Source organism: Pseudomonas sp. TE3910, from assembly GCF_056279025.1.
This window is the reverse complement of the sequence record NZ_JBWBQN010000001.1, coordinates 1,552,871-1,578,288: the sequence shown is the minus strand read 5'-3', so window position 1 is coordinate 1,578,288 and position 25,418 is coordinate 1,552,871. Positions and strand designations below refer to the sequence as shown.

At 58.8% G+C, this 25,418-nt stretch carries 34 protein-coding genes and 1 tRNA gene; 12 read left to right on the top strand and 23 right to left on the bottom strand.

Annotation, left to right across the window (positions count from 1 at the left end; all coding sequences use genetic code 11):
- Window positions 1–12 precede the first annotated feature (12 nt).
- From ACZ9H3_RS07030 to cysG, 6 genes are all read left to right on the top strand, one after another.
- Entirely contained in the window at window positions 13–2,454 is a 2,442-nt protein-coding gene (locus tag ACZ9H3_RS07030) for a DNA translocase FtsK (RefSeq protein WP_476220206.1), read from the top strand.
- 63 nt (window positions 2,455–2,517) lie between these two features.
- Window positions 2,518–3,141, top strand: coding sequence for an outer membrane lipoprotein periplasmic chaperone LolA (lolA, locus tag ACZ9H3_RS07025; protein WP_065761816.1), 624 nt, complete (start codon window positions 2,518–2,520; stop codon window positions 3,139–3,141).
- An 18-nt stretch (window positions 3,142–3,159) separates the two neighbouring features.
- Window positions 3,160–4,485: a replication-associated recombination protein A gene (locus tag ACZ9H3_RS07020; RefSeq protein ID WP_065761815.1), complete on the top strand. Its 1,326-nt coding sequence runs from the start codon at window positions 3,160–3,162 to the stop codon at window positions 4,483–4,485.
- The gene (gene crcB / locus ACZ9H3_RS07015) at window positions 4,482–4,856 is read left to right on the top strand and encodes a fluoride efflux transporter CrcB (RefSeq protein WP_099775287.1); all 375 of its coding nucleotides are present in this window, start codon (window positions 4,482–4,484) and stop codon (window positions 4,854–4,856) included. Before ACZ9H3_RS07020 ends, crcB begins: the two co-directional genes overlap by 4 nt.
- A gap of 17 nt (window positions 4,857–4,873) precedes the next feature.
- Window positions 4,874–6,154, top strand: coding sequence for a serine--tRNA ligase (gene serS / locus ACZ9H3_RS07010; protein ID WP_065761001.1), 1,281 nt, complete (start codon window positions 4,874–4,876; stop codon window positions 6,152–6,154).
- Window positions 6,155–7,540, top strand: coding sequence for a siroheme synthase CysG (gene cysG / locus ACZ9H3_RS07005; RefSeq protein ID WP_330523564.1), 1,386 nt, complete (start codon window positions 6,155–6,157; stop codon window positions 7,538–7,540).
- 75 nt (window positions 7,541–7,615) lie between these two features.
- Here the strand turns inward: cysG and ACZ9H3_RS07000 are convergent, their stop codons facing one another.
- The 7 genes from ACZ9H3_RS07000 to ACZ9H3_RS06970 all read right to left on the bottom strand — a co-directional run bounded on the left by ACZ9H3_RS07000 (window position 7,616) and on the right by ACZ9H3_RS06970 (window position 12,275).
- Window positions 7,616–8,614, bottom strand: coding sequence for a glycosyl transferase family protein (locus tag ACZ9H3_RS07000; RefSeq protein ID WP_330523565.1), 999 nt, complete (start codon window positions 8,612–8,614; stop codon window positions 7,616–7,618).
- On the bottom strand, window positions 8,611–8,946 hold the full coding sequence (locus ACZ9H3_RS06995) for a TusE/DsrC/DsvC family sulfur relay protein (protein WP_102053051.1): 336 nt from the start codon (window positions 8,944–8,946) through the stop codon (window positions 8,611–8,613). Before ACZ9H3_RS06995 ends, ACZ9H3_RS07000 begins: the two co-directional genes overlap by 4 nt.
- Window positions 8,943–9,242, bottom strand: a complete 300-nt coding sequence (tusB, locus tag ACZ9H3_RS06990; RefSeq protein ID WP_065760997.1) for a sulfurtransferase complex subunit TusB — start codon at window positions 9,240–9,242, stop codon at window positions 8,943–8,945. The genes ACZ9H3_RS06995 and tusB overlap by 4 nt, the downstream gene beginning before the upstream one ends.
- Window positions 9,242–9,601, bottom strand: coding sequence for a sulfurtransferase complex subunit TusC (gene tusC, locus ACZ9H3_RS06985; protein ID WP_476220205.1), 360 nt, complete (start codon window positions 9,599–9,601; stop codon window positions 9,242–9,244). The genes tusB and tusC overlap by 1 nt, the downstream gene beginning before the upstream one ends.
- A gap of 1 nt (window position 9,602) precedes the next feature.
- The gene (gene tusD, locus ACZ9H3_RS06980; RefSeq protein ID WP_065760995.1) at window positions 9,603–9,995 is read right to left on the bottom strand and encodes a sulfurtransferase complex subunit TusD; all 393 of its coding nucleotides are present in this window, start codon (window positions 9,993–9,995) and stop codon (window positions 9,603–9,605) included.
- 102 nt (window positions 9,996–10,097) lie between these two features.
- Window positions 10,098–11,480 carry a nucleobase:cation symporter-2 family protein gene (locus ACZ9H3_RS06975; protein WP_476220204.1) on the bottom strand — a complete coding sequence of 461 codons (1,383 nt, stop codon included), beginning with the start codon at window positions 11,478–11,480 and terminating at the stop codon, window positions 10,098–10,100.
- 123 nt (window positions 11,481–11,603) lie between these two features.
- On the bottom strand, window positions 11,604–12,275 hold the full coding sequence (locus ACZ9H3_RS06970) for a Bax inhibitor-1/YccA family protein (protein WP_476220203.1): 672 nt from the start codon (window positions 12,273–12,275) through the stop codon (window positions 11,604–11,606).
- Window positions 12,276–12,397: 122 nt separating this feature from the next.
- Here ACZ9H3_RS06970 and ACZ9H3_RS06965 point away from each other — a divergent pair.
- Window positions 12,398–12,485 (top strand) — tRNA-Ser (locus ACZ9H3_RS06965).
- A gap of 118 nt (window positions 12,486–12,603) precedes the next feature.
- Here the strand turns inward: ACZ9H3_RS06965 and ACZ9H3_RS06960 are convergent.
- The 12 genes from ACZ9H3_RS06960 to ACZ9H3_RS06905 all read right to left on the bottom strand — a co-directional run bounded on the left by ACZ9H3_RS06960 (window position 12,604) and on the right by ACZ9H3_RS06905 (window position 19,420).
- The gene (locus ACZ9H3_RS06960; RefSeq protein ID WP_476220202.1) at window positions 12,604–13,773 is read right to left on the bottom strand and encodes an Arm DNA-binding domain-containing protein; all 1,170 of its coding nucleotides are present in this window, start codon (window positions 13,771–13,773) and stop codon (window positions 12,604–12,606) included.
- A gap of 86 nt (window positions 13,774–13,859) precedes the next feature.
- Window positions 13,860–14,099 carry a hypothetical protein gene (locus tag ACZ9H3_RS06955; protein ID WP_476220201.1) on the bottom strand — a complete coding sequence of 80 codons (240 nt, stop codon included), beginning with the start codon at window positions 14,097–14,099 and terminating at the stop codon, window positions 13,860–13,862.
- A complete protein-coding gene (locus ACZ9H3_RS06950) occupies window positions 14,089–14,292 on the bottom strand; it encodes a hypothetical protein (RefSeq protein WP_476220200.1) in 204 nt (67 codons plus the stop codon). The genes ACZ9H3_RS06955 and ACZ9H3_RS06950 overlap by 11 nt, the downstream gene beginning before the upstream one ends.
- Window positions 14,289–14,732 carry a hypothetical protein gene (locus ACZ9H3_RS06945; protein WP_476220199.1) on the bottom strand — a complete coding sequence of 148 codons (444 nt, stop codon included), beginning with the start codon at window positions 14,730–14,732 and terminating at the stop codon, window positions 14,289–14,291. Before ACZ9H3_RS06945 ends, ACZ9H3_RS06950 begins: the two co-directional genes overlap by 4 nt.
- Window positions 14,729–14,887, bottom strand: a complete 159-nt coding sequence (locus ACZ9H3_RS06940) for a hypothetical protein (protein WP_476220198.1) — start codon at window positions 14,885–14,887, stop codon at window positions 14,729–14,731. Before ACZ9H3_RS06940 ends, ACZ9H3_RS06945 begins: the two co-directional genes overlap by 4 nt.
- Window positions 14,888–14,955: 68 nt before the next feature.
- A complete protein-coding gene (locus ACZ9H3_RS06935; protein WP_476220197.1) occupies window positions 14,956–15,261 on the bottom strand; it encodes a hypothetical protein in 306 nt (101 codons plus the stop codon).
- Window positions 15,262–15,312: 51 nt separating this feature from the next.
- Window positions 15,313–15,456 (bottom strand): hypothetical protein, encoded by a 144-nt coding sequence (locus ACZ9H3_RS06930; protein WP_203481825.1) that lies wholly within the window; start codon window positions 15,454–15,456, stop codon window positions 15,313–15,315.
- Between the two features lie 49 nt (window positions 15,457–15,505).
- Window positions 15,506–18,232, bottom strand: coding sequence for a toprim domain-containing protein (locus tag ACZ9H3_RS06925; RefSeq protein ID WP_476222720.1), 2,727 nt, complete (start codon window positions 18,230–18,232; stop codon window positions 15,506–15,508).
- An 11-nt stretch (window positions 18,233–18,243) separates the two neighbouring features.
- Entirely contained in the window at window positions 18,244–18,489 is a 246-nt protein-coding gene (locus ACZ9H3_RS06920; RefSeq protein WP_476220195.1) for a hypothetical protein, read from the bottom strand.
- A 72-nt stretch (window positions 18,490–18,561) separates the two neighbouring features.
- The gene (locus ACZ9H3_RS06915; protein WP_476220194.1) at window positions 18,562–18,936 is read right to left on the bottom strand and encodes a hypothetical protein; all 375 of its coding nucleotides are present in this window, start codon (window positions 18,934–18,936) and stop codon (window positions 18,562–18,564) included.
- Entirely contained in the window at window positions 18,933–19,226 is a 294-nt protein-coding gene (locus ACZ9H3_RS06910; RefSeq protein ID WP_476220193.1) for an Ogr/Delta-like zinc finger protein, read from the bottom strand. The genes ACZ9H3_RS06915 and ACZ9H3_RS06910 overlap by 4 nt, the downstream gene beginning before the upstream one ends.
- Window positions 19,227–19,228: 2 nt before the next feature.
- Window positions 19,229–19,420: a hypothetical protein gene (locus ACZ9H3_RS06905; RefSeq protein ID WP_476220192.1), complete on the bottom strand. Its 192-nt coding sequence runs from the start codon at window positions 19,418–19,420 to the stop codon at window positions 19,229–19,231.
- Between ACZ9H3_RS06905 and ACZ9H3_RS06900 the strand changes: the two genes are divergently transcribed.
- Window positions 19,419–19,640 carry a hypothetical protein gene (locus tag ACZ9H3_RS06900; protein WP_476220191.1) on the top strand — a complete coding sequence of 74 codons (222 nt, stop codon included), beginning with the start codon at window positions 19,419–19,421 and terminating at the stop codon, window positions 19,638–19,640. The two genes, ACZ9H3_RS06905 and ACZ9H3_RS06900, sit on opposite strands and share 2 nt — an antisense overlap.
- Window positions 19,641–19,662: 22 nt before the next feature.
- Here ACZ9H3_RS06900 and ACZ9H3_RS06895 read toward each other — a convergent pair whose 3' ends face one another.
- Window positions 19,663–20,136 (bottom strand): YmfL family putative regulatory protein, encoded by a 474-nt coding sequence (locus tag ACZ9H3_RS06895; RefSeq protein WP_476220190.1) that lies wholly within the window; start codon window positions 20,134–20,136, stop codon window positions 19,663–19,665.
- A gap of 30 nt (window positions 20,137–20,166) precedes the next feature.
- On the bottom strand, window positions 20,167–20,367 hold the full coding sequence (locus tag ACZ9H3_RS06890; RefSeq protein ID WP_476220189.1) for a DNA-binding protein: 201 nt from the start codon (window positions 20,365–20,367) through the stop codon (window positions 20,167–20,169).
- A gap of 103 nt (window positions 20,368–20,470) precedes the next feature.
- On the opposite strand from ACZ9H3_RS06890, the gene ACZ9H3_RS06885 reads away from it, so the two are divergent.
- From ACZ9H3_RS06885 to ACZ9H3_RS06870, 4 genes are all read left to right on the top strand, one after another.
- Window positions 20,471–20,782, top strand: a complete 312-nt coding sequence (locus tag ACZ9H3_RS06885) for a helix-turn-helix domain-containing protein (RefSeq protein WP_476222718.1) — start codon at window positions 20,471–20,473, stop codon at window positions 20,780–20,782.
- 113 nt (window positions 20,783–20,895) lie between these two features.
- Window positions 20,896–21,390, top strand: coding sequence for a WYL domain-containing protein (locus tag ACZ9H3_RS06880; protein WP_476220188.1), 495 nt, complete (start codon window positions 20,896–20,898; stop codon window positions 21,388–21,390).
- A 341-nt stretch (window positions 21,391–21,731) separates the two neighbouring features.
- Complete coding sequence (locus ACZ9H3_RS06875) at window positions 21,732–22,793, top strand: P-loop NTPase fold protein (RefSeq protein ID WP_476222716.1); 1,062 nt, start codon at window positions 21,732–21,734, stop codon at window positions 22,791–22,793.
- 217 nt (window positions 22,794–23,010) lie between these two features.
- Window positions 23,011–23,403, top strand: coding sequence for a hypothetical protein (locus ACZ9H3_RS06870; RefSeq protein ID WP_476220187.1), 393 nt, complete (start codon window positions 23,011–23,013; stop codon window positions 23,401–23,403).
- 317 nt (window positions 23,404–23,720) lie between these two features.
- Here ACZ9H3_RS06870 and ACZ9H3_RS06865 read toward each other — a convergent pair whose 3' ends face one another.
- Together ACZ9H3_RS06865 and ACZ9H3_RS06860 are read right to left on the bottom strand one after the other, a co-directional pair.
- Window positions 23,721–24,980: a phage late control D family protein gene (locus tag ACZ9H3_RS06865; protein ID WP_476220186.1), complete on the bottom strand. Its 1,260-nt coding sequence runs from the start codon at window positions 24,978–24,980 to the stop codon at window positions 23,721–23,723.
- A complete protein-coding gene (locus ACZ9H3_RS06860; RefSeq protein WP_476220185.1) occupies window positions 24,977–25,417 on the bottom strand; it encodes a phage tail protein in 441 nt (146 codons plus the stop codon). Before ACZ9H3_RS06860 ends, ACZ9H3_RS06865 begins: the two co-directional genes overlap by 4 nt.
- Window position 25,418: the final 1 nt, after the last annotated feature.

The following is a 25,418-nucleotide window of genomic DNA, read 5'->3' as shown; positions in this document are numbered from 1 at the left end:
AATAGACGCGTTTTGAAGAAATCCACCGCTACCCCAAACCCCTTGCCGGTACCGCTTTGGCGCCAGCAACTGCACTACCGGCTCAAGGAGGGTGCCCTGATTGCCATGGGCGCCCTGTGCCTGTATCTGTGGATGGCTCTGCTTACCTACGACCAGGCAGACCCTGGCTTCAGCCACACCAGCAACGTCGATCAGGTGCAGAACGCTGCGGGCCGCGCCGGCGCCTTCTTTGCGGACGTGTTGTTCATGGTGCTGGGTTATTTCGCCTACATCTTCCCGCTGTTGCTGGCGATCAAGACCTGGCAGATCTTTCGTGAGCGTCACCAGCCCTGGCAGTGGAGCGGCTGGCTGTTTTCCTGGCGCCTGATCGGCTTGGTGTTCCTGGTGCTGTCCGGTGCCGCGCTGGCGCATATCCATTTTCATTCGGCCCCAAGCCTGCCGGCGTCTGCAGGCGGCGCGCTGGGCGAAAGCCTGGGTGACCTGGCCAAGAATGCCTTGAACGTGCAGGGCAGTACCCTGATGTTCATTGCCCTGTTTCTGTTTGGCCTTACCGTGTTCACCGACCTGTCGTGGTTCAAGGTGATGGACCTTACCGGCAAAATCACCCTTGACCTGTTCGAGGTGTTCCAGGGGGCGGCCAGTCGTTGGTGGTCAGCGCGTAACGAGCGCAAGCAACTGGTTGCCCAGCTGCGTGCGGTCGACGAGCAGGAGCACGAGATCATGGCGCCGGTGGTTGCCGAGCGCCGCGAGCCGGCCAAGGCTCGTGAGCGCGTCGTCGAGCGTGAGCCGGCGCCGAGCAAGCCGGTGGTCGAGCGTCCTCAGTCGCCTGCGCCGATCATCATGCCAGCTCCAGCTCCAGCTCCAGCTCCAGCTCCAGCGCAGGTCAAGGCGGCAGAGCCGATCAAGCGTGTGCAGGCGGAAAAACCCGCGCAGGTGTTCGTCGATAGCGCCGTCGAGGGCACCTTGCCGCCGATCTCTATCCTCGATCCTGCCGAGAAGAAGCAGGTCAACTATTCGCCTGAGTCGCTGGCCGGTGTCGGGCAGTTGCTGGAAATCAAACTCAAGGAGTTCGGTGTCGAAGTGTCGGTGGACTCGATCCACCCTGGCCCTGTGATTACCCGTTACGAAATCCAGCCCGCTGCCGGGGTCAAGGTCAGCCGTATTGCCAACCTGGCCAAGGACCTGGCGCGTTCGCTGGCCGTGACCAGCGTGCGCGTGGTCGAGGTCATCCCCGGCAAGACTACCGTGGGTATCGAAATCCCGAACGAAGACCGGCAGATCGTGCGCTTCTCCGAAGTGCTGTCGTCGCCGCAGTACGATGAAGCCAAGTCGCCGGTTACCCTGGCGCTGGGCCATGACATTGGCGGCAAGCCGGTGATTACCGACCTGGCCAAGATGCCGCACCTGTTGGTGGCCGGTACTACCGGTTCCGGTAAGTCGGTGGGTGTCAACGCGATGATCCTGTCGATCCTGTTCAAGTCGAGCCCGGAAGACGCCAAGCTGATCATGATCGACCCGAAAATGCTCGAGTTGTCGATCTATGAGGGCATTCCGCACCTGCTTTGCCCTGTCGTTACCGACATGAAGGACGCGGCCAACGCCCTGCGCTGGAGCGTGGCCGAGATGGAGCGTCGCTACAAGCTGATGGCGGCCATGGGCGTGCGTAACCTGGCCGGCTTCAACCGCAAGATCAAGGATGGCGAGGAAGCCGGCGAGCCGGTTTATGACCCGCTGTTCCGCCGTGAGAGCATGGACGACCAGCCGCCGCTGCTGAAAACCCTGCCGACCATCGTGGTGGTGGTAGACGAATTTGCCGACATGATGATGATCGTTGGCAAGAAGGTCGAAGAGCTGATCGCCCGTATCGCCCAGAAAGCGCGTGCGGCCGGTATCCACTTGATCCTCGCGACTCAGCGGCCCTCGGTGGACGTGATTACCGGCCTGATCAAGGCCAACATTCCAACCCGAATGGCCTTCCAGGTATCGAGCAAGATCGACTCGCGCACCATCATTGACCAAGGTGGTGCCGAGCAGTTGCTCGGCCATGGTGACATGCTCTACATGCCGCCAGGCACCAGCCTGCCGATCCGCGTACACGGTGCGTTCGTTTCCGACGAAGAAGTGCACCGCGTGGTTGAAGCGTGGAAGCAGCGTGGCGCCCCGGACTACAACGACGACATCCTCAACGGTGTCGAAGAGGCCGGCAGTGGCTTCGACGGCGGTAGCGGCGGCGAGGGTGGCGACGACGCTGAGACCGATGCGTTGTACGATGAAGCGGTTCAGTTCGTTCTGGAAAGTCGTCGTGCGTCCATCTCCGCGGTTCAGCGCAAGCTGAAGATCGGCTACAACCGCGCTGCGCGGATGATCGAAGCGATGGAAATGGCTGGCGTGGTCACGGCCATGAACACCAACGGCTCGCGCGAGGTCATTGCGCCTGGGCCAATGCGCGACTGATGATCGATTTTGCCGGGTGCCAATGACGGTGCCCGGCCCATTCACTGTTCTACGAGGATTCTCATGCGCCTGATTCGCATGTTGTTGGTTTCTGCCCTGACGGTGTCCGCCATTCCGGCCTATGCCGGTGAGCAAGACGTGGCGCGTCTGACCCAGTTGCTGGAAAAATCGCAGACAATCACTGCCCGTTTCTCTCAGTTGACCCTCGATGGCAGCGGTACCCAGTTGCAGGAAACCAACGGTGAAATGTCGGTGAAACGCCCTGGCCTGTTCTACTGGCACACCGATGCGCCACAGGAGCAGGTCGTGGTGTCGGACGGGCAGAAAGTCACCCTGTGGGACCCGGACCTGGAACAGGCGACCATCAAGAAGCTCGACGAGCGTCTGACCCAGACACCAGCACTGCTGCTGTCCGGCGATGTGTCGAAGATCAGCCAGAGCTTCGAGATCTCTTCCAAGGAGCAAGGCGAGGTGGTGGATTTCACCCTCAAGCCGAAGACCAAGGACACCTTGTTCGACTCCCTGCGCCTGTCGTTTCGCCGTGGCCTGATCAATGATATGCAACTGATCGACAGCGTCGGTCAGCGCACCAATATCCTGTTCACTGGGGTCAAGGCCAACGAGGCGATTCCAGCGGGCAGATTCAAGTTCGACATCCCGAAAGGCGCTGACGTCATTCAGGAATAAGAGGTAAGGCAGCCGTTGATGGACCTGTTTCGTAGTGAGCCTGTTGCCCAGCCCTTGGCCGCGCGTCTGCGCCCGGCCAACCTGGACGAGTACGTCGGTCAGGAGCACCTGCTGGCGCGTGGCAAGCCACTGCGTGAAGCACTGGAACAGGGCGCGCTGCACTCGATGATCTTCTGGGGGCCGCCAGGGGTGGGCAAGACCACCCTGGCGCGGCTGCTGGCGCAGTTTTGCGATGCCCACTTCGAAACGGTGTCGGCCGTGCTGGCTGGGGTCAAGGAGATCCGTCACGCGGTAGAAATTGCCAAGCAACAGGCCGGCCAGTATGGTCGCCGGACCATCCTGTTCGTCGATGAAGTGCACCGTTTCAACAAGTCGCAGCAGGATGCTTTCCTGCCCTACGTCGAAGACGGCACGCTGATCTTCATTGGCGCGACCACCGAGAACCCTTCGTTTGAATTGAACAACGCCTTGCTCTCTCGGGCGCGGGTCTATGTGCTGAAAAGCCTCGACGAAGCGGCGTTGCGCAAGCTGGTGCAGCGTGCACTGAGCGAAGAACGTGGCCTGGGCAAGCGCCAGCTCAGCCTGGGCGATGAAGGCTTCAAGATGCTCTTGGCGGCGGCGGATGGCGATGGCCGGCGTTTGCTCAACCTGCTGGAAAACGCCTCGGACTTGGCCGAAGACGGCAGTGAGATCGGCGTCGATTTGCTGCAAAGCCTGCTGGGCGATACCCGTCGCCGTTTCGACAAGGGCGGAGAGGCGTTCTACGACCAGATTTCGGCACTGCACAAATCGGTGCGTGGCTCCAACCCCGACGGTGCGTTGTACTGGTTTGCGCGGATGCTCGACGGCGGGTGCGACCCGCTCTACATTGCCCGGCGCGTGGTGCGCATGGCCAGTGAAGACATCGGCAACGCCGATCCTCGCGCGTTAAGCCTGTGCCTGGCCGCCTGGGACGTGCAGGAGCGCCTGGGCAGCCCGGAAGGCGAGCTGGCGGTGGCGCAAGCGATTACCTACCTGGCCTGTGCGCCGAAGAGTAACGCGGTGTACATGGGCTTCAAGGCTGCCATGCGCGAAGCCGCCGAGCACGGTTCGCTTGAGGTGCCGCTGCATTTGCGCAACGCGCCGACCAAGCTGATGAAGCAGTTGGGCTACGGTGACGAATACCGTTATGCCCATGACGAGCCGGATGCCTATGCCGCTGGCGAAGATTACTTCCCCGACAACCTGGAACCGCGCCAGTACTATCAACCGGTACCGCGCGGCCTGGAGCTGAAGATCGGCGAAAAGCTCAAGCACCTGGCCGAGCTGGACCGGCAAAGCCCCCGGCAACGGAGAAAACCATGATTGCGGTTGTTGCGGCGGTGAGTGCAGGCGGCATTGCCGGTACCTTGCTGCGCTTTGCCACAGCCAATTGGGTGAACGCGCACTGGCCACGCCACTTCTATCTCGGTACGCTGGCAGTCAATCTGATTGGATGCTTGTTGATCGGGCTGTTGTACGGTTTGTTTTTGCATCGCCCGCTGGTACCGGTCGAGTTGAGGGCCGGCCTGATTGTCGGTTTTCTTGGCGGCTTGACTACCTTTTCATCCTTTTCACTGGATACCGTGCGCCTGCTCGAAAGCGGGCAGGCGCCGCTGGCGTTCGGCTATGCCGCGCTCAGCGTACTTGGCGGCCTGCTCGCAACCTGGGCTGGCCTGTCTTTGACCAAATTCTGAACCAACGAGAGAACGATATGCTCGATTCCAAACTGTTACGCGGCCAACTTCAGGAAGTGGCGGACCGCCTGGCCTCCCGTGGCTTCAGCCTGGATGTCGCGCGCATCGAAGCACTGGAAGAGCGCCGCAAGGTGGTGCAAACCCGCACCGAGCAGCTGCAGGCCGAGCGTAACGCCCGTTCCAAGTCCATCGGCCAGGCCAAGGCCAAGGGCGAAGACATCGCTCCGCTGATGGCTGACGTCGAGCGCATGGCGGCCGAACTGGCCAGCGGCAAGGTCGAGCTGGACAGCATCCAGTCCGAGCTGGATGGCATTCTGATGGGCATTCCGAACCTGCCGGACGCTTCCGTGCCGGTCGGTGAAGACGAAGAAGGCAACGTCGAAGTGCGCCGCTGGGGCACCCCGAAAGCCTTTGATTTCCCGGTCCAGGATCACGTCGCCCTGGGCGAGAAGAACGGCTGGCTGGACTTCGAGACCGCAGCCAAGCTGTCGGGCGCACGTTTTGCCCTGCTGCGTGGCCCGATTGCGCGCCTGCACCGTGCCCTGGCCCAGTTCATGATCAACCTGCACATCAACGAGCACGGTTACGAAGAGGCCTACACCCCGTACCTGGTTCAAGCACCTGCGCTGCAAGGCACTGGCCAGCTGCCGAAGTTCGAGGAAGACCTGTTCAAGATCAGCCGTGAAGGCGAGGCTGACTTCTACCTGATCCCGACCGCTGAAGTGTCGCTGACCAACATCGTCGCTGGCGAGATCCTCGACGCCAAGCAACTGCCGATCAAGTTCGTTGCCCACACCCCATGCTTCCGCAGTGAAGCCGGTGCGTCGGGCCGTGATACCCGTGGCATGATCCGCCAGCACCAGTTCGACAAGGTCGAGATGGTTCAGATCGTTGAGCCGAGCAAGTCCATGGAAGCCCTGGAAGGCCTGACGGCGAACGCCGAGCGCGTACTGCAAGCCCTCGAGCTGCCATACCGCGTGCTGGCACTTTGCACTGGCGACATGGGTTTCAGCGCCACCAAGACCTACGACCTGGAAGTTTGGGTGCCGAGCCAGGACAAGTACCGCGAAATTTCCTCGTGCTCCAACTGTGGTGACTTCCAGGCCCGTCGCATGCAGGCCCGCTGGCGCAACCCGGAAACCGGCAAGCCGGAACTGGTGCACACCCTCAACGGTTCGGGCCTGGCGGTGGGGCGTACGCTGGTGGCAGTGCTGGAGAACTACCAGCAAGCCGATGGCTCGATCCGCGTGCCTGAAGTCCTCAAGCCTTACATGGGCGGCCTGGAGGTCATCGGCTAAATGGAATTTCTACCGCTGTTCCACAACCTGCGTGGCAGCCGTGTGCTGGTCGTAGGTGGCGGCGAGATTGCCTTGCGCAAATCTCGCTTGCTGGCAGATGCCGGCGCCGTACTTCGTGTGGTTGCGCCCGAGATCGAAGGGCAATTGGCCGAGCTTGCCCGGCACAGCGGTGGTGAACTCCTGTCCCGCGGGTATCAGGAAAGCGATCTGGACGGTTGTCAGTTGATCATCGCCGCTACTGATGACCAGGAACTCAATGCTCAGGTGTCTGCAGATGCCCGCAAGCGTTGTGTGCCGGTCAATGTGGTCGATGCTCCAGCGTTGTGCTCGGTGATTTTCCCGGCCATTGTCGACCGTTCGCCACTGGTTGTAGCGGTGTCCAGCGGCGGCGATGCGCCGGTCCTGGCTCGGTTGATCCGGGCCAAGTTGGAAACCTGGATCCCTGCGGCTTATGGCGAGCTGGCCGGCCTGGCCGCGCGTTTTCGCCACAAGGTGAAAGCCCTCTACCCAGACGTCAACCAGCGCCGTGGCTTCTGGGAAGATGTCTTTCAGGGGCCGATTGCCGAGCGCCAACTGGCCGGGCAGGGTGCTGAAGCCGAGCGCTTGTTGCAAGCCAAGGTAGACGGCGTACCCGCGCAGACGTCAGGTGAGGTGTACCTGGTTGGCGCTGGTCCTGGCGACCCTGATCTGTTGACGTTCCGCGCCTTGCGCCTGATGCAGCAAGCGGATGTGGTGCTCTATGACCGCCTGGTGGCACCGGCAATCATTGAGCTGTGCCGTCGTGATGCCGAGCGTATTTACGTCGGCAAGCGTCGCGCCGATCACGCCGTGCCTCAAGATCAGATCAATCAGCTTTTGGTTGACCTGGCCAAGCAAGGCAAGCGCGTGCTGCGGCTCAAAGGGGGCGATCCGTTCATCTTTGGACGTGGCGGCGAGGAAATCGAGGAGCTGGCGGAGCAGGGTATTCCATTCCAGGTAGTGCCCGGTATCACGGCGGCCAGTGGTTGCTCGGCGTATGCCGGTATCCCGCTGACCCACCGTGACCATGCGCAGTCAGTGCGTTTCGTGACCGGTCATCTCAAGGATGGCACCAGCAACTTGCCGTGGAACGATCTGGTGGCGCCTGCGCAAACCCTGGTGTTCTACATGGGGCTGGTGGGGCTGCCGACCATCTGTGCCGAGCTGATCCGTCATGGTCGTGCCGCCGATACCCCGGCGGCGCTGGTTCAGCAGGGCACCACGCCCAACCAGCGAGTCTTTACCGGCACGTTGGCTGACCTGCCGACACTGGTGGCGGAGCATGAAGTCCATGCGCCAACGCTGGTCATCGTCGGTGAGGTGGTGCAACTGCGTGACAAGCTCGCCTGGTTCGAAGGCGCCCAGTAAAAACTGGCCCTTGTTGTCGATTGCAGCGATGGGCGCCGCCTGTGCGGCGCCTTCATTGTCAGGGCTGCCAGGTCATTAACCGAGCGGGCGTGCGTCCCAGTACGCCCGTGCCTTGGCGAACGCGTTTTCACGGTCATCGCCCAGCCCGCGCAGGGCCAGGGCCATGGTCGAAATCAAAGCCATTTCACCGTAGCTGTCGCGGGCCTCACCGCGCCAGACCGCCAGTAAATGCTCCGGTTCCAGGCTGGCCGGTTTGACATGGCGCTGTGCGGCGAGCGCTGGCCATTCCTCATCCCAATCAAGCCCGCCTGCCGTGCCATACAAATGGCTGGCGCTGTCCGGGTTGACCTCTATCTCACCCCCGTCGCCCTTGACCACAATGGCCGTGTCACCGAGCAGTCGGCTGGCCTCGCGATGCACCGCCTGATAGCCGGGGTGGAAGATGCTCTGCAGGCCGCAGCGCGCGCCCAACGGGTTGAGTACGCGGGCCAGGGAATGGATGGGTGAACGCAGGCCCAGGGTGTTGCGCAGGTCGATCATCCGCTGCAACGGGGGCGCCCAGTCCTGCAATGGAGCAAACGCCAGGTGCTGGTTATCCAGCGCCTTGGACACGGCATTCCAGTCGCGGCACAGCGGAATCTGCAGCAGGTCGAGCAATTGCTCGGTGTACAGGCGCCCCGCGGTATGCGCACCGCCGCCATGCATCAGGATACGCACACCGTTTGCTGCCAGGCACTTGGCCGCCAGCAGGAACCAGGGCAGGTGACGTTTCTTGCCCGCGTAGCTTGGCCAGTCGAGGTCGACCTGCATTGGCGGTGCTTGCAGGCGCTGGCGCAGGGCTTCGGTGAAGCCTGCCAGTTCCTCGGGGCTCTCTTCCTTGTGCCGCAACAGCATCAGGAACGCACCCAGTTGGGTTTCCTCGACCTTCTCGTCGAGTAACATGCCCATGGCCTCACGGGCTTCTTCGCGGGTCAGGCCGCGAGCGCCGCGTTTGCCTTTGCCAAGGATGCGCACAAATTGGGCGAAAGGGTGCTCAGCCGGGGTTTCGAGGGTCAACGGGCGAGGATCGTTCATATGCAATTGGTTGGCTTCGGCAGGCCCGCCAGCTTGGCGGCGAGTTTGGCAGGGGTGCCCTTGAACAGGCGATTCAGGTGCAGGCTGTTGCCTTTTTCCGGGCCCAGCTTCAAGGCTGTGTATTTGATCAGCGGGCGGGTGGCTGGCGACAGCTGGAACTCCTGGTAGAACTGACGCAGCAGTTCCAGGACTTCCCAGTGCTCGGGGGTCAGTTCCAGTGCTTCACGCTCAGCCAACGCGGCGGCGACCTCGCTGGACCAGTCACTCAGTTCCAGCAGGTAGCCCTCTTTATCCAGCGCAATGTCGCGGGTGCCGACAGTCAGAGTACTCATAACCAGCTGTTGACCTTGTCGTATTGCAGGGACAGGGCCACGAAAGCCGGGTAATCGACGCTGCGGGCCAAGGTATCTGCCGCAATGGCGCGTGCCTGCAGGTCTTCTTCAAGGGCAAACAGGCGCTCGCCAAGGTTGTGGGCGAGCAGGGTGCTCAGCGGCGCGCTGCCGGGTTGCAGGGCATACACCGCATCGCCGCAGAGCAACAGGCCATCGGCGGGGCCGAGCAGGCGCAGGCAGCTGCTCAGGCGGTCGTCGCCAAAGGGTGAGTGGGAAATGACGTGCAGGGTGCTCATCAGAGGGTTACCACCTGGTCAAAACGGTCAATCAGCGCTGCCAGCGCAGCGTCGTCCAACACTTCTACCGGCAAACTCAACTGCTCGGCACAAAGGCCGCGCTCGAGCAGGCTGGTGTGGGCGGCAAACAATTCTTCTACGCCGAACATGGGCAGCGCCTGCAGATTGGCTGCAAGGTTCTTCTGCTGCAAATGTGCGGGCTGCTGGCCGGGTGCGAGCTGAAACACACCATCATCGAGAAACAGCATGCCCAATGGCAGGTCAAAGGCGCCGCCAGCCAGGGCGATGTCCAGCGCTTCGCGGGCCGACGGGCCTGCCCACGGCGCTTGACGGCTGATGATCAACAGGGACTTGGCCATCTCAATCGCCTCCAAAGCAGACCAGACGGTCGGCGGTTTGTGCGGCCTCATGCAACTGGCCAAGGCCTGACAGCTCCCAAGGCGCCGACAGGTTTGCTGCCTGGCGCTGATAGCGTTGGGCTTCTTCTGCGTTCAGCACGCCACGGCGCAAGGCGGCGGCAATGCACACCACGCCATCGAGCTGTTGCTCGCTGACGAAGGTGCGCCACTGGGCTGGAACATCCAGCTCATCCTGGGGCGTGACCACAGTGCTTGAAGCGCTGTGAACGCCATCCTGGTAGAAAAACAACCGGACGATCTCGTGCCCGCCTGCCAGTACGGCCTGGGCGAACAGCAAGGCGCGGCGCGAGGAGGGCGCATGGGCCGGGGAAAAAACCGCAATCGCGAACTTCATGGGAGGCTCTGTCAGCAAATCTGTGGGAATAATAAAGCAAAAAGCCCGCAGCGGGCTGCGGGCTTCCTGTTCTATCGGTTGCCAGGCGCGAGGCGCCGCCAATCAGGCCTTGTGCGTGCTGCTTTCTGGCAGGAACCAGTTCAACAACAGTGCACAGATCCCGCCGGTGGCGACGCCCGACTCCAGCACATTGCGCAGTGCCGACGGCATATGGGCGAGGAACTCCGGTACTTGCGCCACACCCAGCCCCAGCGCCAGCGACACCGAGATAATCAGCAGTGCGCGACGGTCCAGGCTGATGCTGGCGAGGATATTGATACCCGACGCCGCCACGGCCCCGAACATCACCATCGCTGCGCCACCCAATACCGGCTCAGGTACTGCCTGAATCACACCAGCCACTGCCGGGAACAGGCCCAGCAGCACCAGCATTGCGGCGATCCACACACCGATATGGCGGCTGGCGATACCGGTCAACTGAATTACCCCATTGTTCTGGGCAAAGATCGAGCTCGGGAAGGTGTTGAACACGCCGGCCAACAGCGAGTTGGCGCCGTTCACCAGCACGCCGCCCCTGATCCGTTGCATCCACACCGGGCCTTCTACCGGCTGGCGCGACACCTTACTGGTGGCGGTTACGTCACCGATGGCTTCCAGCGAGGTCACCAGGTAGATCACCAGCATCGGGATAAACAGTGCCCAGGAGAAGCTCAAACCAAAGTGCAGCGGCATCGGCACCTGGAACAGCTCGGCCTGGTGCATGCCGGTAAAGTCCAAGCGGCCCATATAACCGGCCAGCGCATAGCCCACGGCCAGGGCAATGACGATGGCGCAACTGCGCATCCAGACCACAGGAATACGGTTGAGCACCACGATAATCGCCAGCACCACACCTGACAGCCGCAGGTTCTCGCCGTTGGCGAAGGTGCCGTTGGCCATGGCCGCGAAGCCGCCACCCATGCTGATCAGGCCGACCTTGATCAGGGTCAGGCCGATCATCAGCACCACGATACCGGTCACCAGCGGGGTGATCAGGCGCTTGACGAACGGCAGGATCCGGGAAATACCCATCTCCACGAACGAGCCGGCAATGACCACACCAAAGATGGCCGCCATCACGCCTTCTACCGGCGTGCCTTGCTTGACCATCAACGCACCGCCGGCGATCAGCGGGCCGACAAAGTTGAAGCTGGTGCCCTGAACAATCAGCAACCCGGCGCCAAACGGCCCGAAGCGGCGGCACTGCACAAAGGTGGCAATCCCGGAGATGACCAGCGACATTGACACGATCAGGTTGGTATCGCGGGCTGAAACCCCCAGTGCCTGGCAAATAAGCAGGCCGGGGGTCACGATCGGCACGATGATCGCCAGCAAGTGTTGCAGAGCGGCCAGCAGGCCGATCAGCGGGCGAGGGCGGTCTTCCAGACCCAGGACCAGTTCATTGGCCTGCGCAGGTGCGTCGGGCCGGTGTTCGATTGCGCTCATGGGTAGTGTGCTGCCCCGGGAGAAAAAAGGAGCGCATTCTACGGTGGCACACCCATTTGGCAAAGCCCAAACGCCACCCATGAAAAAGCCCACCGAAGTGGGCTTTCGTACACTACCGGGCTATCAGTCGTCGCGACTCATCAGGCCGAACAGTTGCAGCAGGCTGACGAACAGGTTGTAGATCGATACATACAGGCTGATGGTTGCCATGATGTAGTTACGCTCACCACCGTGGATGATCGCGCTGGTCTGGAACAGAATGCAGACCGACGAGAACAGCACGAAGCCAGCGCTGATCGCCAGTTGCAGGCCGCTGATCTGGAAGAACAGGCTGGCCAGTACTGCGCCCATCAGCACGAAGAAACCGGCAGTGATGAAGCCACCCAGGAAGCTCATGTCCTTGCGGGTGATCAGCACATAGGCCGACAGGCCGCCGAACACCAGCGCGGTCATGGCAAATGCCGAGCTGACGACTTCAGCGCCGCCCTGCATGCCCAGGTAACGGTTGAGGATAGGGCCGAGGATGAAACCCATGAAACCGGTGAGGGCGAACGTGGAGACCAGGCCCCAGACCGAATCGCGCAGCTTGTTGGTCAGGAAGAACAGGCCATAAAAGCCGATCAGTACCACGAACACGTTCGGGTAGCCGACGCGCATCTGCTGGGCCACGTAGGCCATGATGCCGCTGAAAACAAGGGTTAAAGCCAGAAGGCCGTACGTGTTACGCAGGACGCGGCTGACTTCTTGCTGCTCGACCTGCAGGCCGTGATTGACGGCGTAATCCTGTTCGCGCATGGCGACACTCCTGTGGTTTTGAAACGTTCAGATGCAAAGATCATAACAGAGGCATGCAAAGCGGCTACACAGAGAGTTTGACAGCTTGTTTCATTTCGGTATTATGGCGCCCGCAAAGCCGAGGAAGCGTGGCCGAGTGGTTTAAGGCAACGGTCTTGAAAACCGTCGATGGGCAACTATCCTAGAGTTCGAATCTCTACGCTTCCGCCATATAAGTGCCTGATTTCATTGATGTTTATCCCGCTCTACCCTGCAAAAGGGAGCATTTTGGGAACACTTTGGGAATAGCAGGCAAAAAGAAGGAGCCCTTGAGGCTCCTTTTTTTCGTTTAGCTCAACCTGAGCGCCTGATTCAACAATCCCACCACATCCGGTCCGTCCTCGCTGATCCACTTCGCGTAGTGCTTGAAGATCATCGCTGTCGACGTGTGCCCCATCTGGTCAGCAATCCACTCTGGTGTGGCAATCCCGCTGCTCAGCATCTGGCTGGCGAACGTATGTCGGCAAGTGTTCGGCCCGCGTTGACGTACACCGGCCTTCTCCAGGTGGGTGATCCACCAACCGTGACGCAGCACGTCCGAAGAACGGTAAGGCTCACCCGTGGCGGTATTGTGGAAGACAAACCGCACGCGCTGTTCGCGAACCGTCCGGTTGTCGCGATCGACGACCTCGATCAGCTCAGCCGGGAGATTCTTAGTGAAGCGTGCCTGTGCCTGGAGTGCGCGCAGAGCAGGGGCAAGCAACTTGACCTTGCGTGTCGATCGCCTGGTCTTTGTCACCTTGTACTGGCCACTGACACGGGCGCGGCGGATTTCGACCGTGCCAGCTTCCAGATCGACGTCCTCCCAGGCCAGCGCCATCGCTTCACTCACTCTTGGGCCTGACCAGATCATGTACTGGGTGAGATTGATCTCCTGCTCTCGGTCGGTTGGTTGGCCCAGAATGGCCTCGATCTCTTCCCGGGTGAATGGGTCTGGGTCTTCCGCGTCCGGTAGCGAAATAGTGATGCCATCGGTTGGATCGAAGGCGCTACGGTTGCGAGTGCGGTACAGCCTGAAGACTTGGCGCAGATGGCTGACGATTTCCCGCACGGTTTTGTTGTGCAGTTTGGGCATCAGGACGCTCTGGACCCAGTGCTGGATGTCCAGGTGATCAATCTGATCAGCCTGCAATTCTCCCCAGCGTGGCCGGATGTGCTTCTCAGTGCGGCTGCGATACATGGCGAATCCGCTCGCGGCCATTTGGTTAGCCTTTATCTCCAGCCACAGATCGATGTAGTGGCCGAGGGTGTTGGTCTTGACCCTAGGCGAGTCAGGGAAGTGGCGGGCGTAGCTGAACGTCCCTGCCTGGATCTCATAGTTGATGATCCCCACCAGGCGCTCGGCGTTGGCCAAGTTGGCGGGGGAGGCGTCGCCCGGGATGGTTTCCCGGCATAACTCGCCTTGGTAACGGAAGTACACGCGGACATGGTTGCCGCGTACTTCGACTCCATCTGCCATTGAATTTCACTCGAAACAAAGAAACGGCCCAGTGTATGGGCCGTTGTGAGAGGTTGGCCTGTTGCCAGGCCTAGAAGATCGCGGCGTTAGTTCTTGGACTGCCTTCGGTCACCCGCATCAACGGGGTGGCTGAAAATCACCAGCTCTTTCGGGTCGATCAAGTCGCGCTGGTGCTCCACCAATAGATGCGGGTTGAGTCCCAGTTTTGTGGCCATGGCTTCTGCGGCCTGGCGTGCGCTGATGGTGTTACTAGCGGTCTTCTTCTGTCCCTTGACGGTGGCCACGTACGTGCCAGTGGTATAGCGGCAGCGGATCTCAACGGCCACGATAGTTCCCTCTTTGTTCGCGCTTGGCCTCTACGTTAGCCATATAGGCTTCCCACTCAACCGATTTACGCTGCTGGCGGATTTTGCTGCAGCTCTGGTGCTTACGGGTGGAACGGGACTGACCGCAGACATCGCAGTAATTGGGGAGATCAAGGGCATGGCTTGCCAGCCGAGGGCGGATTTTCTGGGTCATGCTTTCGCCCCTTCTTTCAATAGCCCGCTGTGCTGCTCGGCGTGCGGTGTGTGGGTGTCTTCAAGGAAAGCAATAATTTCCATCCGTGGCGATTCGTGCTGCTCGATCATGCGAGACATGACGGTGCTGGAGGTGTGGAGTAGTCGCCTTGCCTCCGCAAGTTGTCCCCGTAGAGTTTCGATTGCTGTCGTAACGTTCATATGGCCCAGACTCGCGGCGAGCGCCCAAACCTCGTCGTACAACTCAGCCTTTGTGCGGAGCTGAGACTTTTCGCGTTGAACCTCATCATGCTTTTTGCGCCAATGCCTGACAGCTTCCAGTTCGTCCAGGCCGGTGGGCTGCTTTGTCTGCGTCGCCAGAACGAGCGCATCGAGCATTAGCTGCTGGCGGTTCTCGACGTCGAGCTTTTCCTCGATAGCCTGGACAATGAAGCTGTTCATGCTGATATGTGCTGCGGTCGCGTGTCCATCGACCTGCTGGCGTATGCCATATTGGGCATTCGCACGACAAATTTATCCGCGATACGTGAGTCATAGGTGGTGCCGCGCGGTGTGGTAGCCTTCTCGCCGCCGACTTCTTGGGTTTGTACTTGCATGGTGCTTCTCCTTGGGGTTGGTCAGGCCTCGGAGGGTTGCCGCCCTCCGAGGCCTTCTTGTTTCTGAGTTACGCGCTGATCGGGTCGAAGGCGAACTCGCCTGAGTCGGCGAAGGCCTGTAGGTGTGGTAGCAGGGTGCGCACCTGATCCTGGGTGAGGTGCATGCGTCCCTTGATCACAGCGCCTTTCGGCAGCGGTACTGGCTGCCAGCCCTTACCCTCAACCAGCAGTTGGGCACTCGGCGCGTCGATGCCGAACCAGCAACAGTTCTGTTCCGCAAGGCTACTGATCTGCAGTGAACAGGTTTCGCCGTAGTGATCCTCGAAGCTAATGAATGGGAAGCCTCGTCCGGTGGTGGTGCAGGTGAGTTGCATGGTGCTTCTCCTTGGGTGAGCCCCAGGCGTTGCCGCGCCTGTGCGAGTTGATTAATGAACCAGTGTTGTCAGCAGGTCAGGGACGGCGTAGCCGACTGCCACCAACAGAGCCAGGGTCAAACCGCTGGCCACCAGCGTGGCTACCGCTTCGCGTCGGCTGGGGTGATAGAGCTCGTCGTGGTCTTCGTTGCGCATGGTGCTTCTCCTTGAGGTCGATACCTGGGCGTTGCCGCGCCCTGGTGGGTTAGCTGGCCTTGAAGGTCCAGCATTTCACTGTGGTGCTGCGCTGATTCGCAGCGTTGTTCCGGCTGTTAAAGGCCGCACGCACGGCGCTGTCGACAGCACGATTGGCGTCGATGAATGGCCGCGACCGGCTGTTGCGTAGCAGCGTGCGCAAGGTGGCGGCGTCGGCCAGCTTTTGCTTGTGCTCGGCTGCGCGCTCGCAGAAGTCGTTGAGGTTGATGGCGATTAGGTCGTCTTTCTTGCTGTGGTTAACCACGGCGTCATCACTGAGCGATTCCAGGTACTCGTACACCTCCCAGAACTCGGCTACTTCCTTCGGATCTGCGTTCACATCGTGCTGTCGAGCGATGGCCATGCAGGTCAGCTCGCGCAGCACACTGGCGTGCTGGCGGTCGGACATCGGCACGATGACTTGCAGCGCGTCGACCAGGGCCATCATCTGTGCGTGGTTTTTGATGATCCGTTCGATGCGGATCTCCCGCATTTCGCGTAGGGCCTGTTCATGGACCTTCACCTGGACGCGGAACGTCTCCATGATTTTCTGCTCGGCTTTGGCAGCCATCAGCAGGAAGTGGCTTACGTCGCTGGCCTGCAGGTGGTTCAGGTTGTCGGCTGCGGCTCGACTGTCGCTGGTGACGTCAGGTCTTACAAAGTGAAGTTTGACGATGCGGGTGAGGATCGCCTCGGATGCCGTGACCGTGGCGTTCTGACTGAACACCAAGCTTGCCCGGAAGGGTGGGGCGTTGGTGTCGTTACCGCCGTTCTTCACGCCGGTCAGACCCAGGCCACGACCGTTGTACAGCGGTTTGAACTGGTCAAAGTCGAAGGACTTCGCTGCCCCTGTCTCGGTATCGCTGCGGTCAGCCTCAAGCATCACGTTCGGCATGTTCGAGGTCTGGCTCAGCCAGCGGCGCAATCCCGCCTTGGTCATCTTTACCGGGTCGTCACCTTCCTCGTCTGGACGACCAAGAAGTTTCCACAAGAACATCAGCAGCGTGGACTTTCCGGCGCCGGCTTCGCCTGTAACCTCCAGGAACGGGAATGACTGGAACTCGGCACGGATCTGCTCGGCGAACAGCGAGCCGAACCAGAATGCGAGGGCGATCACGCCTTGGGTGTTGAAGCACGTCCACAGCCACTTGAACCATTCGTCTCGGTACCCCGAGGCATCTGGGTTGATCTCCATCTTGATGGACTTCTGCAGGGTCTTCAGACGTAGGCCCTTGAACTCGAAGTAATCCTCCGCGTTGGCCTTTTCCAGAATGCCACCGCGCACGGCCAGATCACCGAACACGTAGCAACCGTGCTCTTTGCTGTAGCCGATGTAATCGATGGTCTTCACGGTTTTCAGGCCGAACAGCTGGTTTTGCATGATGCGATCGAGCTGGGATCCGGTGCCGGTGAACACCGCGCCCGCCGCCATGCCGAGCAGACGCTTCTTGAACTCGCTGGCCGCGGCTACCTGGCCACCGGTGAAGGTGTTCAGGACGCTGGGCTCGTCATGGGGGAAGTCGACGCGAAAGTAGTACCAGGACTCGTCCGTCACTTCATTGCGCTGGAAGTACAACGCCTGCGGGTTGCAGTTGGCGATTTCCACCACGGCGCCACACTGGCGCAGGGCCTTGTCACGGCGTTGCTTGTCGTTGAGTAGTTGGTCTTCGTGGCGTTCGGATTCCTCCAGGTGCAGCATGGACTTGTTGAACTTGTCCAGGTCCATCTTGAACCAGTACAGCCGGTTCTCGAACGTGAAGTGGAACTCATGGCGCTCGCGCCATTCGTACATCAGCGCCCCTTTCTCCGCTGCGGATTCTGCCAACAGCAGGCTACCGTGGTAGCGCGCTTCTCGGATATCGCGCTCGACCTGGTCCAGTCGCTTGGCGGAGTCGTCGATGAACGCCCAGCGTTGATGCAGATCGTTCCAGTCGACCTTGCGGCCACGCTGCGGAATCTGTGCAGCTTCACAGCTGTAGCCGAGCTCGCGTGCCATGGCCGCATGTTTGCGGGTGAAGCGATGGGCGCCGGGCTCGTTATCCAGCCCCCACACCAGCGTGGGCAGCTTTTTCCCCTCGTCGGTGCGTTGCTTGGCCAGCGCCTTGAGCGATTCAAAAGGGAATGCCCCTGAGCTCATGGCCGCTACCGCATCAAGGCCGTTGTGCAGCAGTGCAATGGCGTCGAAGATGCCCTCAACGATCCACAGCTCCTGGACCTCCTGCAGGTCAATGGACGGCGGGCACCACCAGTAGCCTTTAGGGGATTGGCCCGGAGCGAATCGGGCTTTCTTCTTGCCGAACCGGTGCGGCTGGTCAATCAGTCGTTCCCAGAACCCACCTTTCTCCAGGGCAAACCGAACTGTCGCGCTACCGATGTTCAGGTCACGGTCCCAGTAGTTTTCTTGGGTGTACCAACCCTTCACCAACCCAAGATCGAAGCCGCGGGCGAACTGCAGGTAGGCGTCAGCAGAAGCGCGGGGTGCATCCTGCGTGGTCGGGTAGCGCTTGCTGTAATCGTCGAACAGGTCGTCGAACAGCTCTTTGACGTGCCACTGCTCGCCGCACTTGCTCTCTCGGCCGCACTTGATGAACCAGGGCTCATCCTGCCGTGAGTACAGTTCTTTCTTGCCGCAGCTCGGGCAGGTTCCTTGGCGCAGGTACTGCGTACCGGCCCTGGGCTTCAGCCCGTACTGGTCCTGCAGGCGCCGCAGAACTTCGCTGCGCAACTGCTGCTCCATTGGCTTGATACTCACTTCGCACGCTCCGTTGCACAGGCGTCGAGCTGTTTCTTCAGCTCGCTGCGGGTACGGCAGATGCCGGCAAGGTGGGGCAGGTCCAGCAGCACCTTGGGCCCGCGCTGGCCGCTGGGTACATGCCGGTAGCGGTCGGAGTACCAGACCTCGGCCATGGTGGTGTCGTATTGGCTGTTGAGCCACTGCAGGTATTGCTTCGCCTGCTGCTCATCGAGCTTGAGTTGAATGGTGATGTTGCTCATTTCGGCCACCAATGGAATGCAGTTTCCCCTTACCCACGCGGAACGGGGCATCGGGAAGGGGTTGGTTCGGAGTTACTTCGAGGTGTGGCGGTGTTGCTGCAGGCGCCGAGGTAGGTAGCGCGCTGGCACCTGGTACCGTTCTTGGGTAGTGGTATCCAGCAGAATCAGCCGTGCCCGGAAGATCCCGCTGGTGGGGCACACGCCCAGGAGCCGCAAGCGGCCTGTGGTCTTGCTCTCGAACTCGGCGACTGCCAACTCGGCGATGCGCTGCACCAGGTGATCAGGAACCTCAAGCGACTGGCACAGGTACTGAGTGCAGTTCTCCAGCACCTGATAGTCGCCGGCGAGATGCAGGCCTTCACTGCGGAACAGGAAGGCCACAGCCGCCTGCTGCATCGCAGCGCGGTAGTCGGTTTCAGGATTCAAGGTCAGGGCTATGGCGTTCATGCGATGGCTTCCTCCATGTCCAGTTGGTCCAGCAAATCGGGATGGTCGTCGGTGGACTTCATTGCCTGACGACGCATCACCACAGGGGCGACCGGCAACCGCACAGCCGGGTTGGCCATGCCACTCGGGCTCATTTCGTGGGTCATTTCAAACTGAGCGCGTACCGACCAGCCGCAGGCCTCGTTGGTGCATTGCAGGTAGGCCACCCGAAGGAAGATGTGCGTGCCTTCGCTGGTGCGGATACGCATGCGCTGGCTGCAGTGAGGACAAACGAGCTTGTAGGTGCTCATGGTTAGAGCTGCTCAGCGATTTCTAAAGCAATGTTGAGAGGGGTGATGGTGTCTGCGATGGCAAAGCAGAGATCAATGCTCGAGTCTGCAGCGTTGGCTGTTTCCACGGTTTCCTTTAGGGTGTCTATTCGAAGTTGAGCCTTTGCCACCATTTCAAGTAGATAGGCACGTTTGTTTTCAAGGAGATCATTCATGGGCGTTCACTCAAAAAGGGATGTAGAAGAGTTGGCGCAGCAGCTCACTACTCGATACGAAAAGCTGCTGAGCGTGTTGCAGGGAGCAAGAGAGGTTGAGCGTCTAGTGCCCGGTGCGACAGAATCCAAGCGAGTAATCAGGTCAGAAGAGATCCACTTCGCTGTGGATGACTTGGCCACGGCTCTAAAACGGATCAAATCCCGCTTGGGCAAGGATTGAATTGCCCTCTCCGTAGCTGCCATCACTGAAGCCCCCGTTTGCTGTGCAGCTGGATGGTGGCCATCACTTCTGCGTGACGAGCAGCTTGGTAGCGGCTGAGCGCTTGCAGGATGGCCTTGGCCTCACCCGCTTCTATGACGCCATCGGCAAGGGCCTTTTCGATGATCTGGTCGACAACGCCACGTTTGGCTGCGGTGTTCACCGTGCGGGTGTACAGCTCGACGTTATCCAGGGCTTCAGGCGCAACCAACGGCACGTACATACCGCCGTAGACGCTGGCAATGAACTCCGGAAGAAACGTCGTGCCGGCATCACGCTCCAGCAGATGGATCTGGTCGTAGCTCAGTGGGCGGCTACCAGCGTTCTCGTAAACGTGATTGTCGAACCGCTTCAGCTCGTAGCCGAGGCGGGCGGCGGCGCATTCACGTCCACCTGGAAAAGCGCAGACCACTGCACTGACCACCTGGCGTAGGGTTTCTAGAACTGGACGCTTCATGTTCTGGTTTTCCTCCATGAGCCAGGGGGGTTAGTTTTCGGTTTCGCCGACCTTGATGCCGAGTAGAACTGCCGCTCTATGGGCTTCACCACGGCGTCCTTTTTTGCGTCCGTTGAGCAGATCGCTCACCAGGTTCTTGTTGAGGTCGTGTTTGCGGCAGAACTCGGCGATCGACATTCCGACTCGATCGAGCTTTTCGCGTGCTTGATCCGGTGTTAGGGGGGCGGGCATAGTGTTCTTCTGTGTTCAAACGTGTTCATGTACTTACGATTATGCACGCCATTGCGTGCATGTCAAAGGAATTTGTGTGCAATCGTGTGCAATTGGTGAGCGTCTGCGCGAAGAGCGGGAACGTTTTGGGTGGAATCAGGAGGATCTCGGCCAACTCGGCGGAGTGAATCGGAACACCCAAGGAAAATATGAGAAGGGTGAGAGAAACCCTGATTCGGCATATCTCTCGGCAGTGGCCGCCGCAGGGGTTGACGTTCTTTATGTGCTCACAGGTGTGCGCATACCTCCGTCGACTGACAGCGTTTCAGCTGAGGTGGCCGAGTTCTTGGAGGTGTATCAGCAAGTCAGTGAATCGGACCGAGAGGTGTTGCTCCGAACGGCACAGGCATTTGCCAAGGCGCGCTCAGATAAGTAGGTAGGGGCTTGATCGTTAGCCGGGCTTTTGGCCTTCGAATTGTCGGGGATAACCTGCCACGTTGAGTCGCGCCAGATCAGTATTGGCGGAACGAAAAGGAAGACAAAGAAGGTATGGATACACTGATAGGGCTGTTGGTCTTAGTTGCGGCTGTCGCAGCGTTTGTAGCGATGGTGCGACGCACTAACGCCAAAGGGCGTGAATTGGAACGCCAAAAGGATAACAAACCCTGGCTTTCCGCTCGCCCAGAGCTGCTCACGAAGGAGCAGCGCAAGGCGGCCAATCCAACAGAGCGGCCGCCACGAAACAGGAAAAGTAGTCCCGCACCAGTTCCCCTTGAGCCAACACCCGCCAAAAAAACTACTCGAGCCATCCGCACGGGCTGGAGCATGGGGCAGGTGGAGTTTAGCTATGAGGATTCGGCAGGTGATATCACCTACCGAACCGTTACGGTCCACTCCATAACCAAGACCTATCTCAAAGGTGAATGTCATGGTCGCCAGGCTGAACGCACTTTCCGTCTTGATCGGATCATTGGTGATCTCATCGACTGTGAGACAGGCGAAATAATGAGCCCTCAACAATGGGCAAAAGAAAACGCATTGTAATGAGCGGCGGGCTGAGTCCGATAGCAAATAAACGCGTATTGGGCTGTTGCTCGGACTTGCTCGTTGGTTGTACTTGAAATACCGCATTATATTCATCGAATTTGACCGATAAACTTTGTGGTTGTGAATTTCAGGAGACGACTAAAAGCTACCGGTTGCGATAGGCGATAACCGGTCTGAAGCAGATTTTAGAAACTATGATCAAGTCGTCCGTTGTTAATGTTGATAGGGCTTTGCTGTAGGCTGGTGCTGTAGTATTCAGTCGTGGTTAAGTATTTTGCAAGGGTGTTATGGCGCTCTTGACGGTGTCGCTAAATCTCAGCTCGAGGTAAGTGGAAGATATGGTGGATTCATATACAAAATCCAAGGAAACGTTAGTTAAAATTCTAAGTGATAATTCTTATAAGGTTGTCGCTCTCTCAGGGAAGTGGGGGGCGGGAAAAACCCACCTGTGGAATATTGTAAATAAAGAGCTTCCTAAGCCAGCGGGCAGCACTCCTGAGCCAATTTTTATATCAATTTTCGGGGCTAAAACTTCAAATGACTTTAAGTTAAGGCTCCTTCAGGCTGGATCAATTGCAAATGATGGAAAGTATAAGGAGTTTGTTGGTGCTGGAGCGTCTTTGATAAAAGGTATGGCAGGAAAATTTATTCCAGGCTTAGCTGTAGATGAGTTGGTGCTTCTGGGTTTGCCTAAGCTGCTAGGTGGGCGGCTAGTAGTTATCGACGATGTTGAGCGAAAGCACAAGGGCTTAGATATTGATGAGGTCCTTGGATTTATAAATGAGTACTCGGAAAGCCATAAGACGCGATTCTTGTTGCTCTTGAATACGGACAAGCTGGAAGATGAAAGTATTTGGAAAAAACTTCACGAAAAGGTTGTTGATATCGAATTGCAACTTCAGCCTACACCCGCTGAAACGTTTAACATAGCAAGTGCGGGGTCTCAGTTCCGGTATTTGTCATGTGTGCTTGAAGCGATTGTCGTTCTAGGTGTCACGAATATTCGGGTGATTAGAAGAATATTAAGGGTTTTGTCGGAGCTGATAGAATGCTATGGAGAGCTTGATGATTATGTGCAAAAAAAAACAATTCCCAGTGCTGTGTTGTTGACGGCTATTCACTACCGAGGAGTAGCGTCAGACATAACCAGTGATTATGTTTTGAAGTATAACTATTTCAGGAGGGCAATGCCGGGCGCACAGGGTTCTGATAATAACCCTGCATGGGATGATGTCATCAAAGGTCTTGGGATTTCATCTTGTGGTGAGTATGAGCTTGTAGTCCAGGATTATCTGCAAACTGGGATTGCGGACAGGAGTAAACTGGACGGACTTATGTCTAAGTACCAAGCGAATCTGGAAAAGCGTCAGGTGCAGGAAAAGATCGGGGAATTTTTATGAGTCGTATTTTTGGGATTCGCAGTTCGATACTGAAGCAGCTAAGGGGTTTGGCGAGTTTTTTATTGGGAATGTAAAGCTGTTCAGTGGAACCGATGCAAGCGGGATCGCTAGGGCTCTTAGTGAACTCGGATGCGCTAGTGAGTCTGCGCAACTGATTGAGGTGTGGGTTGCAGAAAATGAATCTGGCAGTGTTTCTAGTAAACCTGAGCGTTTTGGCATGTTGCAGGATCTTCATCCAGAGATCGCGGCGCTGAATTCCCGTATAAGAGATAGGCAATATCCTTTGCTTGAATTGGAAGAGGCTATTGATAGGGTTAGGTGTAATAATGGTTGGGGTGAAAGAGAAACAATTTGCTTTCAGCAATCTACGCCTGCGCAGTATGAGGAAGTAATAAAAAGGCTTCGGGGGCATAAATTGGAGGGGTTTGTTTCTGGGAATTTTTCTTTAATGCGGGTGTCAGGGCTTGGTGGGGAGTTTCTTCATGGGCTAGAGAACTTTAAGTTGGCCTGTGGGAATATAGTTAAGTCTAGTCCGGAATCTCGTTTGGCGAAAATTTTACTCCGCGCATTTGAAAGCAATAACTTGCCCTTGGAAGTAGGTGGTGCGTAGGTTAGAGGATGACGCGTCGGAAACCTCCCTCATTACATCTGAGTTAGTAAAAGCATCACGTTTGGCTGATTCTACACAGTGATGTGCTGAGAATAGGGAACTCCCGGGTGCAATGGGTATTGATACCAGTGCCCGTCACATGGAAACGGAGTACCCACGATGGAAAACCTTACCCAGTTGGAGCATCTCTTTCTGGAACTGCTGCGAAGCCTGAACGATCAGCAGCGAGAGGATGTGATGAGGATATTGGAGGCGCTTCAGAAGTCGATGGAGTAAGGCAGTAATAAGAACCCGGCTAGGCGCCGGGTTTTTTGTGTTCAGATTTTCTTGGTTTGCAGACGTTTCCACTCCCGATCCACCGCACGCTTCGCGCTGCCTTTGCTGGCGTACAGATGGGTGAGCCGCAGTGGATTGGTCTGGTCTCCAGCCGTGACCGTTTTCTGCTTGCCGTCTTTTTCATTTCGGTAGGTCGCGGTAACGCCCGTGTACTCGACACTCTTCTCGACCAGGTCTTCGATGTCGTCCTGGTCGGGCAGCTTGGATTCAAGATCCAGGCTGGTGGTGAAGCTGTCAGGTGTAAAGCTGTGACGCAGATTGCCGCCCAGCCAGATGATGGCGTCGATTTCTGCCTTGACCCCAAAGAGGCTATAGGTCTGATCGGGGGTTAGCTCCGGTCGGCCTTTGGCTAGGCTGTAACTCAGCGTCGCAGTGCCGCGCTTTAGGCGTTTCCACTCGGCTCGGGCGGCCTGCAGTGCGCTGGCTTGATCGGTGTAGCTGTGTCGCAACTCCTTTAGATTGTCGCCGGCGCCGGCGATTGCTTCCTTCTTTTCGGCGCTGTTGATCTCGTAGTAGTACGCCTTGACGCCGGTGTAGCTGTCGCGGTCTGCCTGCAGAAAACGGTGCTGGTCGCCGTCTGCTCGCGTCAGCATTACATGGGGTAGGGCGGCTCCGCTGGCGGTAGTGCTCTTGCCCGCTGGCATGAACAGCAGTCGACCAGCTTTCACTGCTGAAATGGCGTCGTACTCCTTGCCCAAGCGGGTTAGCAAGTTGGCATCGCTTTCGTTGGCCTGGTCCAGGTGCACCAGCTCGATGGCGGCGAGCAATGGGCTGATCACCGGCGCCAGGCCATGGGCGGCGGCAATGGCACCGATTACGGTGCCCAAGGCGGTGCTGTTCCAACTGCGTTCCCGTTTGATCTTGAGTCCTCCCCGCAGATCCGCACTGCGGGCGCGAATGCTGAGGGTGTCCGGGGCGCCGCTGTGCTCGGTTTCGTCAACGGTGAAACTCCCCTTGTCGACCAGGCCAGTATCGCTCCAGCCCAGCCAAAGCCGGACGGTGGCCCCGCGTGGTGGGATGGCCAGCAGGCCGTCGTGGTCACTGAGGTTGATATCCAGCTGGTCCGCTTCCATGCCGCGATTGTCGGTCAGTTCGATGCTGATCAAGCGCTGCTCGATTGCACCTGTGATGTCCTGGCCATTGACCAACACACGGCACATCGGACGTGGATAGGCCGTTGCCTTTTGGTACTTGTCTTTCGCGTCCTTGAGCAGGCTCGTGGCCTGGTCGAGGATGCTCACAGCACACCTCGCAGCAAGCCGCCAACACTGCCTATCAGGCTGCCCAGCATGTCAATGCGTCCGTCGTCGATGCGTGTCAGCTTGAGAGTGAACTCAATCCGGCGAGCGGCGCCATCCTGAAACAACACGGTGCGGTTGTCACTGAGGGACTCAATTACCCATAGGCCGTAAATCTTCCCGGTGCCCTCTACCAACGGCCATGCTTTGCCCGTGTCGGCCATCATTCGCAGCGTGTCGAGGCTTAGCGGGCTCCCGGCTAAAGTGGGCAGTAGTACGCCTGGCAAGGTGATGCTGTCATCACCACGCCCCAGAAACTGTCGTGCCGGGTTGGTGCCAATACGCGACGTGCTGCCGTGGCGCCAATCTGTCTGACGTTGAAACTCCTGATAGGCGAGCGTCTCCAGGCTGAACACGAACATGCCGAGGGCCATCATCATG